This window comes from Pseudomonas sp. Pseusp97 (assembly GCF_047304025.1).
Lineage (GTDB): Bacteria > Pseudomonadota > Gammaproteobacteria > Pseudomonadales > Pseudomonadaceae > Pseudomonas.
Genome location: NZ_JBGLYK010000045.1, coordinates 18,523 through 30,273 on the forward strand (window position 1 = coordinate 18,523; position 11,751 = coordinate 30,273).

Here is an 11,751-nt window from a genome sequence, read left to right on the forward strand (position 1 = left end):
ATAAGAAAGGACGCCGGTACCATGTCGCACAAGCCCTCCCCGCTCGCGCTGAGCATCGCCCTGGTGCTGGCGAGCCTCGCCGCCGGAACGACCAACGCCGCTGCGCTCTCCCCCATCATCAGCGACGCGCAGACCAGCAGCCGCACCCTGGCCAACCAGGACAGCCTGACGGTCACCAGCACCGGCAGCCTGGTCACCGGCGGCAAGAGCATTGACCTCAAGGGCGCTGCCACCGGCACGGGTGTGGTCATCGACAATAGCGGCCTGATGCAGTCCACCAGCGGACGCGTGGTCGACACTTCCGGCAGCGACAGCGCCACGCGCTTCTACCGGATCATCAACCGCGAAGGCGGGCGCATCGTCGGCTACGACGACGCCATCCGCATGAACAACCCGTTCAGTGCCGGCAACGTGCTGGTCGACAACGCCGGCAGCATCCTTTCCGCCACCGGCCAGGCGCTGGACTTCGACAAGCTGCAGAGCAACGCCACCGTCACCCTGATCAACCGCGCCAGCGGCGTGATCCACAGCGATGGCAACGATGGCATCCGCCCCGGCGGGAACGCCTCGATCACCAACTACGGCGAGATCAGCAGCTCGGACATGATCACCGCCGACACCAAGAACGACGGCATCGACTTCCAGGGTGCCCCGGGCGGCTACGTGGAAAACCACGGCCTGATCAGCGGCGGCCGCCACGGCATCACCACCGATGTCGGCGCCACCCTGATCAACTACGCCGACGGCGTGATCATCGGCCGCAACGGTTCGGGCTTCGGCTCCGACGGCGACGGCACGGTGATCAACTACGGGCGCATCAGCGGCGCCTACAACGGCCTGGTGCCAAACGGCGACGGCGATGGCGTGGACATCGACTACACCGGCCACGTCGAGAACCACGGCATCATCGAAGGCCTGGGCGCCGCCGGCGAAAAGGACGGCTCGCCGAACGGCAGCGAAGGCATTGCCATGGGCGGCGGCACCATCATCAACTACGCCGGCGCGGTGATCCGCAGCGTCGACCGCGGCATCCTGGTCGACGACGGCAACGGCAACAGCGGCTTCGGCAGGACCTACCTGGAAAACCACGGCAGCATCAGCGGCGAGTCCTCCTCGGGCGTGACCTTCTCCGGCGACCTCGACGACACCGTGGTCAACGACGGCCTGATTCGCGGCGGCAACGGCGTGGCCCTGGAAATGGGCGGCGGCAACGACAGCCTGGTGCTGCTCTCCGGCAGCCGCTTCGACGGCCTGGTGGACGGCGGCAGCGGCCGCGACAGCGTCACCCTCGATGCCGCCGCCGGCGGCAGCTTCGGCCACAGCGCCCACTTCGAATGGCTGGACGTGAAACAGGGCAGTTGGACGCTCTCCAGCACCGACGATTTCAGCGAAGGCGGCGAAGTCTTCAGCGGCGCCAGCCTGAGCAACACCGGCAGCCTCCTCGGCACCCTGCGGATCGACCAGGGCGCCACGTACTCGGGCAACGGCAGTGTCGGCGGGCTGAACGTCGCCGGCACCCTCGTCGCCTCGCCGGTCACCGGCGCCGCCCACGTGACCGGCAACCTGAACCTGCAGAGCGGCTCGACCCTGGCCTTCGGCGTGGAGCCCAGCGGCGCCCACGCCACCGTGCAGGTGGACGGCAGCACCCGCATCGACGGCTCGCACCTCGCCGTGCAGGCCGGCAGCGGCAACTGGCCGTGGCTGAGCAGCGTGCAGGTGATCAGTTCCACTGGCGGCGTCAGCGGCCAGTTCGCCGACGTGAAGAGCAATTTCGCCTTCCTGACCCCGACCCTGAGCTACAGCGCCAACAGCGTCGACCTGCAACTGACCCGCAACGACGTGCAGTTCGGCGACCTGGCCAGCAGCGCCAACGGCCGCAACGCCGCCTCCGCGCTGCAAAGCCAGAACGGCGGCGCGCTGTACAACGCGCTGGTCACCAGCGACGCGGGCAATGCCACTTCCGCCCTGGAACAACTGGCCGGCGCCAGCAACGCCAGCCTGGCAGCGGCGACCATCGCCGGCAGCCAGCAGGTCGGCAGCGCCATGCTCAATGCCGTGCGCCAGCTGGGCAGCAGCAGCCTGCTGGCGGCCACCGAGCGCAGCGACACGCCGATGCTCGCCGCCACCGGCGTACCCAGCGCCGCGCGCAACCTGAACGACCCGGACGCCGCCGGCCGCCTGTGGCTGCAAGGCATCGGCAGCCACGGCAAGCTCGACGAGCACGACAACAGCGGCGACCTGCAGCAGAACACCGGCGGCACCCTGCTCGGCGCCGACTGGGCGGTGACCCCGGACTGGCGCCTGGGCGTCCTCGGCGGCTACTCGCACACCGACCTGGACGGCAGCGGCGGCGTTTCCGGCGACATCGACAGCTGGCACCTGGGCGCTTATGCGCTGCACCAGAACGGCCCGCTGGCAGTACGCCTGGGCGCGGCCTACAGCAGCCATGACGGCGAGAGCAAACGCCGGGTCGAGTTCGACGGGTTCAGCGATCGGCCCAAGGGCGACTACGACGCCGACAGCTGGCAGGCCTTCGCCGAGACCGGCTATGCCATGGGCAGCGGTCGCCTGAGCGCCGAGCCCTACGCGCGCCTGGACTACCAGCGCTACGAGCGCGATTCGTACGATGAGAAAGGCGGCGCCGCAGCGCTGCACGTCGATTCCCAGGATCAGGACAACCTGAGCAGTACCCTCGGCCTGCGCATTGCCCGCCTCGATACCCTGGGCAACGGCATGAGCTTCACCCCGCGTCTGGGCCTTGGCTGGCGCCACACCTTCGGCGACATCGACAGCGAAACCCGCCAGTCCTTCATTGCCGGTGGCGACGCCTTCAGCGTCCAGGGCACCGCGCTGGACCGCAACAGCCTGCTGCTGGATGTCGGCTTCGATGTCGGCGTGTCGGCACGCAACACCCTCGGCATCGGCTACAGCGGCCAGATGGGCAGCAATGCACAGAACCACGCGCTGATCGCGCAGTGGCAGATGGCGTTCTGATCCCCCGCGAGAAACGAAAGAGCCCGGTTTGCGCCGGGCTTTTTCTTTGGCGCGGTTATGAGGGTGAATTCGGAAATTTCCCGATCAGTCTCGGAGCCCGCTACATGGTCCCGTCACGGCCCGGCGGCAAAGCTTGCCGCCCGGTCAGCCGACCGGTGTCCGTCCAACCTCGATGAGTGAGCCCGCCCATGAAGAAGTTCTGCATCCTGATCGCCGCCTGCGCCGTTCTCGCCGCCTGTGACAAGCAGCAGGAGCCAGCCTCGAAGACCGCCGTTCCCGCCGCTGCAACCCAGCAGGACGTCAAGCCCGCGGCCGAGCCGGAAGCCAAACCGCAGGAGCCTGCTGCTGCCGCCGAACCAGCCACCGCGCCGGCCCAACCAGCCGCCGAGGAAGCCCAGCCGGCCGACGACAAGCAGCAGTAAGCGTCACCCACCCAGCACCACAGCCAGCCGCCTCCGGGCGGCTGGCTGCTTTCAGGGCTGCAACTGGCTGAGGTAGGCGGCCAGCGCGGGGATGTCGTCGTCCTTGAGCAACGCCGCGACCGCCAGCATCGGCGAGTCCGCACGGCTGGGGTCCTTGTCGCGGTAGCGTTGCAGGGCATGGGTCAGATAGACCTGCGGCTGCCCGGCGATACGCGGGAAGCCGTCGCGGCCCATGGCCTTCTCGCCGTGACAGGTGACGCAGACAGTGGCGAAGCGCTGGGCGCCCTGCTCCACCAGCGCCTTGTCCGGCGCCGCTTCGGAGCGTGGCAGGACAGCCTGCTGGCTGAAGTAGTAGGCGATGTTGACCCGCTCGTTGATGGTCAGCAGCTTCGCCGCCTGATTCATCACGAAGTCGGTACGCTGGCCATCGACGTATTTCTCGAAGGCGTCGAAGAGATACTGCGGGTTCTGCCCGGCCAGGTTGGGAATGTAGTCGCGCTTGCTGTTGCCATCCTTGCCGTGGCACTTGCTGCACAGCAGGATGCGCTCCTGCGCGGCTGTATAGGCCTGCTCACGCTTGGCCGGGTCCTGCTCCAGCGCAGCGAGCCGATCCATCATCTCCGATGCCTGCACGCTGGCGCACAACAGCACCCACAACAGAACGACTCTCCCCATCACCGCACCCTGGTCAGTTTTCCCAGCACCGACGCTAGTGGGTTTCTGAAGGAAATTTCCGACCTGGATCAAGCAATCGGTGCGCGCAAAAGCGAACCGGCGCGCAAAAAAAAAAGGGGGAGCATCGTGCTCCCCCTGGGGACTGAACCTTAAAGACCCGTCTGTCCTTGGTCAGCCTTCAATTTCAACCAGGATCTCACCGGGGTTGACCCGGTCGCCCTTGGCCACGTGGATGGCCTTCACGGTGCCGGCGATGCCCGCCTGCACTTCGGTCTCCATCTTCATCGCTTCGGTGATCAGCACGGCCTGGCCGGCCTTCACGCTGTCGCCTTCCTTCACCAGCACATCGACGATATTGCCCGGCATGGTGGTGCTGACATGGCCCGGCTCGCTGGCCTGCTTGCGCTTGCTGCCGCCACCGGCGACGAATTCGTTGAGCGGCTCGAACACCACCTCTTCCGGCATGCCATCCACCGACAGGTAGAAGTGGCGCTTGCCGTCGGTCTTCACGCCGACACCGGTGATGTCCACGCGGTAGCTCTCGCCGTGCACGTCGACCACGAACTCGGTCGGTACGCCCTCACCGCCAGCAGCGGCGACGCCCTTGCCGTTGGGGATCGGCAGCAGCTCTTCGGGTTTCAGGGTGCCGGCGGCACGCTCCTCGAGGAACTTGCGGCCGATGTCCGGGAACATGGCGAAGGTCAGCACGTCCTCTTCGGACTTGGCCAGGCTGCCAATCTCCTCGCGCAGCTTGTTCAGCTCCGGCTTGATCAGGTCGGCCGGGCGCACGTCGATGACTTCCTCGTTGCCGATGGCCTGGCGGCGCAGCGCTTCGTTGATCTTGCCCGGCGCCTTGCCGTAGCGGCCCTGCAGGTAGAGCTTCACCTCGTTGGTGATGGTCTTGTAGCGCTCGCCGGCCAGTACGTTGAAGAACGCCTGGGTGCCGACGATCTGCGAGGTCGGGGTGACCAGGGGCGGGAAGCCGAGGTCTTCGCGAACCCGCGGGATCTCTGCGAGCACTTCGGGCATGCGGTTCAGCGCGCCCTGTTCCTTGAGCTGGTTGGCCAGGTTGGAAATCATCCCGCCCGGCACCTGGTTGACCTGCACGCGGGTATCCACGCCGGTGAACTCGCTCTCGAACTGGTGGTACTTCTTGCGCACGGCGTGGAAGTACATGCCGATTTCCTGGATCAGCTCCAAGTCCAGGCCGGTGTCGAACGGGGTGTCGCGCAGGGCGGCAACCATCGACTCGGTGCCCGGGTGGCTGGTGCCCCAGGCCATGCTGGAGATCGCGGTGTCGATGCGGTCGGCGCCATTTTCCACAGCTTTCAGCTGGCACATGCTGGCGACGCCGGCGGTGTCGTGGGAGTGCACGACCACGTCCAGCGGCAGCGCATCCTTCAGCGCCTTGACCAGCTCGCCGGTGGCGTAGGGGGTCAGCAGGCCGGCCATGTCCTTGATGGCGATGGAGTCCACGCCCATGTCGGCCATGGCCTTGCCCTGCGCCACGAAGGCATCGATGGTGTGCACCGGGCTGGTGGTGTAGGCGATGGTGCCCTGGGCATGCTTGCCGGCAGCCTTCACGGCCTCGATGGATACGCGCAGGTTACGCACGTCGTTCATCGCGTCGAAGATGCGGAACACGTCGATGCCGTTGACCGCCGCCTTGGCGACGAAGGCACGGACCACGTCGTCGCTGTAGTGGCGGTAGCCGAGCAGGTTCTGCCCGCGCAGGAGCATCTGCAGGCGGGTGTTGGGCAGCGCGGCCTTGAGCTTGCGCAGGCGCTCCCACGGGTCTTCCTTGAGGAAGCGCACGCAGGCGTCGAAGGTGGCGCCACCCCAGACTTCCAGCGACCAGTAGCCGACCTGGTCGAGCTTGTCGCAGATCGGCAGCATGTCTTCGGTGCGCATCCGGGTCGCCAGCAGCGACTGGTGGGCATCGCGCAGGATGGTATCGGTGACGGTGACTTTCTTGGAAACGGTCATGGACGAATTCCTCACAGGCCAGCGTGGGCGGCAATGGCGGTAGCGATGGCGATGGCCAGGTGCGACGGGGTGCGCTTGATCGAGTACTGGGTCAGTTCCGGGTGGCTTTCGACGAAGCTGGTGTTGAACTGGCCGTTACGGAATTCCGGGTTCTTGAGGATTTCCTGGTAGTAGGCGGCGGTGGTCTTCACGCCCTGCACGCGCATGTCGTCCAGCGCTCGCAGGCCACGGTCCAGCGCCTCTTCCCAGGTCAGCGCCCAGACCACCAGCTTCAGGCACATCGAGTCGTAGTACGGCGGGATGGTGTAGCCGGTGTAGATTGCCGTATCGGTACGAACGCCGGGGCCGCCTGGCGCGTAGTAGCGGGTGATCTTGCCGAAGGACGGCAGGAAGTTGTTCTTCGGGTCTTCGGCGTTGATCCGGAACTGCAGCGCGAAGCCGCGGTGGATGATGTCTTCCTGCTTGACCGAGAGCGGCAGGCCGGAAGCCACGCGGATCTGCTCGCGGACGATGTCGATGCCGGTGATTTCCTCGGTGATGGTGTGTTCCACCTGCACGCGGGTGTTCATCTCCATGAAGTACACCTCGCCATCGGCGAGCAGGAACTCCACGGTGCCGGCGTTCTCGTAGCCCACGGCCTTGGCCGCGCGCACCGACAGGTCACCGATGTAGGCGCGCTGCTCGGGGGTGAGCTGCGGGCTGGGGGCGATCTCGATGAGCTTCTGGTTGCGGCGCTGGATCGAGCAGTCGCGCTCGAACAGGTGAACGGTGTTGCCGAAGGAGTCGGCGAGAATCTGCGCCTCGATGTGCTTGGGGTTGACGATGCACTTCTCGAGGAAGACTTCCGCGCTGCCGAAGGCCTTGGTGGCCTCGGAGATCACGCGGGGGAAATTCTGCTCCAGCTCTTCGCGGCTGTTGCAGCGGCGGATGCCGCGGCCGCCACCGCCGGAAGTGGCCTTGAGCATCACCGGGTAGCCGATGCGCTCGGCTTCGGAGAGCGCCTCGGCCAGATCGGCGACGTTGCCTTCGGTGCCAGGGGTGCAGGGCACGCCGGCGGCGATCATGCTGCGGCGCGCTTCGGTCTTGTCGCCCATGCGGCGGATGACTTCCGCCGACGGGCCGATGAACTTGATCCCGCGTTCGGCGCAGATATCGGCCAGCTCCGCGTTCTCGGAGAGGAAGCCGTAGCCCGGGTGCAGGGCGTCGCAACCAGTCTCCACCGCCAGGTTCACCAGGGCGCGGGGGTTGAGGTAACCCGCCAGCGGGTCGGCGCCCAGGCTGTGGGCTTCGTCGGCGCGCTTGACGTGCAGGGCGTGACGGTCGGCATCGGAATAGACGGCCACCGAACGGATGCCCATCTCGGCGCAGGCGCGCACGATCCGGACAGCGATCTCCCCACGGTTGGCGATCAGGATTTTCTTGATCACTGCGGCTTTCCCTCGGCCCGGGCCTTTTGGACCCCGGCGTAAAAACCCATCGGCAGCCCCGGTGACGGCAGCTGGCTGTTCTCTACCGGAGCGGGTTCCGGCGTGTTTTTACCCTAGCGCGGGAGGGAGGATTAACCAAAATCAATAATTATTGGGGTAGCCATAAAGAATGCTTTATAGTTGATTGGAAATGTCGCGATCAGGCCGAGTTCTATGCGTAAGTCATTGATGCGTATGACCCTTCGCCAGCTGCAGGTTTTTCGTGCGGTGTGCGAAAGCCGTTCCTACAGCCGTGCCGCGGAGGAAATGGCCCTGACCCAGCCCGCGGTCAGCCTACAGATCCGCCAGCTGGAAGAACTGGTCGGCCAGCCGCTGTTCGAATACATCGGCAAGAAGCTCTACCAGACCGATGCCGCCGACGCCCTGCTGCGCGCCACCAACGACATCTTCCAGCGCCTGGAAGTGCTGGACATGAACCTCTCCGACCTCAAGGGCTCGCTGCAGGGCCAGTTGCGCCTGGCGGTCGAATCCAGCGCCAAGTACATCACCCCGCACCTGTTCGCCGCCTTCCACAAGCAACACCCGGACGTCAGCCTGAACCTCACCGTGGTCAACCGCGCGCAGGTGATCAAGCGCCTGTCGGACAACCGCGACGACCTGGTGATCATGTCGCTGGTGCCGCAGGACATGGCGCTGGAGTTCCTGCCCTTCCTGAACAACCCGATCGTCGCCGTGGCGCCGCCGGACCACCCGCTGTGCAACGCCGCGAAGCTCTCGCTGAAGGATCTGGAACCTTACCCGCTGCTGGTCCGCGAGCCCGGCTCGGGCACGCGCAAGGCCTGCGAGGAACACTTCCAGCAGAAGCGCGCGCACTTCCCGCAGACGCTGGAATTCGCCTCGCTGGAAGGTTCACGCGAAGGGGTGCTGGCGGGCCTGGGATTGGCCCTGCTGCCGCGCCACGCGGTGAGCCGCGAGCTGCAATCCGGGCTGCTGCACGAGCTGCCGGTGGAAGAGCTGCCGCTCTACCGCAGCTGGTGTCTGGTACACGCCCGCGGCAAGCGCCTGAGCCCGGTGGCCCAGGCGTTCGTCGCCTTCATCCGTGAAGAGCGGGCGCTGATCAGCCAGCTGGCCGAACGCTTCGCCGGCCCGACTTCGCCGAAGTGAGGTAGGCGGCGGCGATCAGGTCGGGGTAGTCGGAGGTTTCGAGGGCGAGGCGCTGGGCCTCCATGCGGTCCTCGATGGCACGCCGGAACTGCATGCGGCGCTGGTCTTCGAGCTTGCGGCGGGTCTTGCTGTCCACCTGGAACTGGGTGTCGTCGATATGGCGGGGCATCTCGCATCTCCCAAGGCCTGAGGGCTGGAGACGCCAGCATGCTGATGACGGATGACCGTTTGACGACGGGGTGGTGAAGCGCCGGTGACCGCGACGAGCGGTCGGCGTCGCGCCTCGGATAACCCGAGGCGCCTTTGCTCTTCGTAGGAGCGAGCTTGCTCGCGAACCGCCCAGCCACCGCGTCACCGGCTGAATCCGTTCGCGAGCAAGCTCGCTCCTACAGAAAAGCGCTTAGGATGCCTCTTCCGGGCGCTCCTCGTGGTTCTTCACCACCTTCGGCGACAGGCGCAGGCTGCGCAGGCTGCGCTTCACGCTCTTCAGGTGATTCACCAGGTCCGGACCGCGGGCCATGGCCACGCCCATTGCCAGCACGTCGATCACCACCAGATGGGCGATACGCGAGGTCAGCGGGGTGTAAATATCGGTGTCTTCGTGCACGTCCACCGCCAGGTTCACCGTGGCCAGGTCCGCCAGCGGGGTCTGGCTGGGGCATAGGGTGATCAGCGTGGCGCCGGCTTCGCGCACCAGGTTGGCGGTCACCAGCAGGTCCTTGGAGCGGCCGGACTGGGAAATGCAGATCGCCACGTCCGAAGGCTTCAGGGTCACCGCCGACATGGCCTGCATGTGCGGGTCGGAGTAGGCGGCCGCCGAGAGCAGCAGGCGGAAGAACTTGTGCTGGGCATCCGCCGCCACCGCGCCGGAAGCGCCGAAGCCGTAGAACTCGACGCGCTGCGCATGGGCAATGGCCGCGATGGCGCGCTCCAGGGCGTGGGTGTCGAGGTGCTCGCGCACTTCCATCAGCGAGTGCAGGGTGGTGTCGAAGATCTTCAGGCTGAAGTCCGCCACCGAGTCGCTCTCGTTGATCGAGAACTGGCCGAAGCTGGCGCCGGCAGCCAGGCTCTGTGCCAGCTTGAGCTTGAGGTCCTGGAAGCCGGTGCAGCCGATGGCCCGGCAGAAGCGCACGATGGTCGGCTCGCTGACACCCACGCTGTGGGCGAGGTCGGCCATGGAGCTGTGCATGACTGATGCAGGGTCCTGCATCACGTGATCGGCAACCTTGAGCTCCGACTTGCGGAGCAGATGACGCGACTGGGCAATGTGCTGCAAAAGGTTCACAGGGATTAGGCTCGGTGATAGTTGTCTGAAATTTATGTAGTCTTGTTGTAGTTATACTACAAATCTTTCCTTCACGCCCAGGGAATAAGTCTGTGGATACGCCTGCGAGCCTCGGCCTGCCGAGCTCTTGCGACATTCTGGTTTTCGGCGGCAGCGGCGATCTGGCGCTACATAAACTGCTGCCGGCGCTCTATCACCTGCACCGGGAGAACCGCCTGCCAGCCGACACGCGGATCTTCGCCCTCGCCCGCAGCCAGCGCGACAACCCCTCCTACCTCGCCCTGGCCGAACGCAACTGCCGCGCCCAGGTGGCGCGCAGCGATTTCTCCGCCGAGGCCTGGCGCAGTTTCGCCCAGCGCCTGGAATACGTGGCGATGGACGCCTCGCAGAGCGCCGACTTCGGCCGGGTGGCCAAGGCCATCAAGCGCACCGAAGGCCGCGTGCTGGTGCATTACCTGGCCACCGCGCCCAGCCTGTTCGCGCCGATTGCGCAGAACCTGAAGATCGCCGGCCTGGCCGGGCCGCACGCCCGCATCGTGCTGGAGAAGCCGCTGGGGCATTCGCTTGAGTCGGCGGTCGCCATCAACCAGGCGATTGGCGAAGTGTTCGACGAGTCGCGGGTGTTCCGCATTGACCACTACCTGGGCAAGGAAACCGTGCAGAACCTCATGGCGCTGCGCTTCGCCAACACCCTGTTCGAGCCGGTGTGGCGCAACGGGCATATCGACCACGTGCAGATCACCGTCAGCGAAACCCTCGGTGTGGAGAACCGCGGCAGCTACTACGACCATGCCGGGGCCATGCGCGACATGGTGCAGAACCACCTGCTGCAGCTGCTCTGCCTGGTGACCATGGAGGCGCCGGTACGCTTCGACGCCGAGGCGGTGCGCAACGAGAAGGTCAAGATTCTCCAGGCGCTCAGGCCGATTTCCGGGCAGGACGTGCAGGACAAGACGGTGCGCGGCCAATACACCGCCGGGCACATCGGCGGGCAGGAAGTCCCGGCTTACTGGTTCGAGAAGAATGTCGACAACGACAGCGATACGGAGACCTTCGTCGCCGTTCAGGCCGACATCGACAACTGGCGCTGGGCCGGCGTGCCGTTCTACCTGCGCACCGGCAAGCGCATGGCGAAGAAGTGCTCGGAGATCGTCATCCAGTTCAAGCCGGTACCCAACAGCCTGATCGGCAGCAGCGCCGGCGCGGCCAATCGCCTGTGGATCAGACTGCAGCCGGAGGAGCGCATCAGCGTGCAACTGATGGCCAAGTCCCCCGGCAAGGGCATGCAACTGGAGCCGGTGGAGCTGGACCTCAACCTGGCCCAGGCATTCAGCACCAACAAGCGCCGCTGGGATGCCTACGAGCGGCTGCTGCTGGACGTGATCGAGGGCGACTCGACGCTGTTCATGCGCCGCGACGAGGTGGAAGCGGCCTGGAGCTGGGTCGATCCGATCATCAAGGGCTGGCACGAGCACTACCTGAGCCCGCGCCCCTACCCCGCCGGCAGCAACGGCCCGGAGCAGGCGCAGACGCTGCTGGAGCTACAGGGCCGCAAATGGCTGGAGTAATCCCTTCACCCGACATCACAGGATGAGCGCGGCGTAGGATGGCGTGGAGCACAGCGATACCCATCAACGCCGCGCGCCGGCTGACCTGTAGGAGCGGGGGGGGGGGGGGGGCAAAAAACCCCCCCCCCCCCGGGGGGGGGGGGGGGGGGGGGGGGGGGGGGGGGGGGAAAAAAAGGGGGGGGGGGGGGGGGGGGGGCCCCCCCCCCCCCGGGGGGTGGGTAGTGGGGGGG

At 66.3% G+C, this 11,751-nt stretch carries 9 protein-coding genes; 4 read left to right on the forward strand and 5 right to left on the reverse strand.

Annotated features, from left to right (window positions below; all coding sequences use genetic code 11):
* The first annotated feature begins 21 nt into the window (after nt 1–21).
* Nucleotides 22–2,994 carry an autotransporter domain-containing protein gene (locus tag ACCC94_RS10870; RefSeq protein ID WP_413349449.1) on the forward strand — a complete coding sequence of 991 codons (2,973 nt, stop codon included), beginning with the start codon at nt 22–24 and terminating at the stop codon, nt 2,992–2,994.
* A gap of 188 nt (nt 2,995–3,182) precedes the next feature.
* Complete coding sequence (locus ACCC94_RS10875; protein ID WP_413349451.1) at nt 3,183–3,416, forward strand: hypothetical protein; 234 nt, start codon at nt 3,183–3,185, stop codon at nt 3,414–3,416.
* Nucleotides 3,417–3,467: 51 nt separating this feature from the next.
* On the opposite strand, the gene ACCC94_RS10880 is transcribed toward ACCC94_RS10875, so the two are convergent.
* The 3 genes from ACCC94_RS10880 to ACCC94_RS10890 form a co-directional block, all read right to left on the reverse strand.
* Nucleotides 3,468–4,091 (reverse strand): c-type cytochrome, encoded by a 624-nt coding sequence (locus ACCC94_RS10880; protein ID WP_413349453.1) that lies wholly within the window; start codon nt 4,089–4,091, stop codon nt 3,468–3,470.
* Nucleotides 4,092–4,262: 171 nt separating this feature from the next.
* Nucleotides 4,263–6,077, reverse strand: coding sequence for a sodium-extruding oxaloacetate decarboxylase subunit alpha (oadA, locus tag ACCC94_RS10885; RefSeq protein WP_413349455.1), 1,815 nt, complete (start codon nt 6,075–6,077; stop codon nt 4,263–4,265).
* Nucleotides 6,078–6,088: 11 nt separating this feature from the next.
* Nucleotides 6,089–7,504, reverse strand: coding sequence for an acetyl-CoA carboxylase biotin carboxylase subunit (locus ACCC94_RS10890; RefSeq protein ID WP_024766119.1), 1,416 nt, complete (start codon nt 7,502–7,504; stop codon nt 6,089–6,091).
* 228 nt (nt 7,505–7,732) lie between these two features.
* Between ACCC94_RS10890 and ACCC94_RS10895 the strand changes: the two genes are divergently transcribed.
* Complete coding sequence (locus tag ACCC94_RS10895) at nt 7,733–8,668, forward strand: LysR family transcriptional regulator (RefSeq protein ID WP_413349457.1); 936 nt, start codon at nt 7,733–7,735, stop codon at nt 8,666–8,668.
* On the opposite strand, the gene ACCC94_RS10900 is transcribed toward ACCC94_RS10895, so the two are convergent.
* Together ACCC94_RS10900 and hexR are read right to left on the reverse strand one after the other, a co-directional pair.
* Nucleotides 8,622–8,837 (reverse strand): PA3496 family putative envelope integrity protein, encoded by a 216-nt coding sequence (locus ACCC94_RS10900; protein WP_413349459.1) that lies wholly within the window; start codon nt 8,835–8,837, stop codon nt 8,622–8,624. The genes ACCC94_RS10895 and ACCC94_RS10900 overlap by 47 nt on opposite strands.
* A gap of 231 nt (nt 8,838–9,068) precedes the next feature.
* A complete protein-coding gene (gene hexR, locus ACCC94_RS10905) occupies nt 9,069–9,953 on the reverse strand; it encodes a transcriptional regulator HexR (RefSeq protein ID WP_413349461.1) in 885 nt (294 codons plus the stop codon).
* A gap of 92 nt (nt 9,954–10,045) precedes the next feature.
* Here hexR and zwf point away from each other — a divergent pair, with 92 nt between their 5' ends.
* Nucleotides 10,046–11,521: a glucose-6-phosphate dehydrogenase gene (gene zwf / locus ACCC94_RS10910; protein WP_413349463.1), complete on the forward strand. Its 1,476-nt coding sequence runs from the start codon at nt 10,046–10,048 to the stop codon at nt 11,519–11,521.
* The last annotated feature ends 230 nt before the right edge of the window (nt 11,522–11,751 follow it).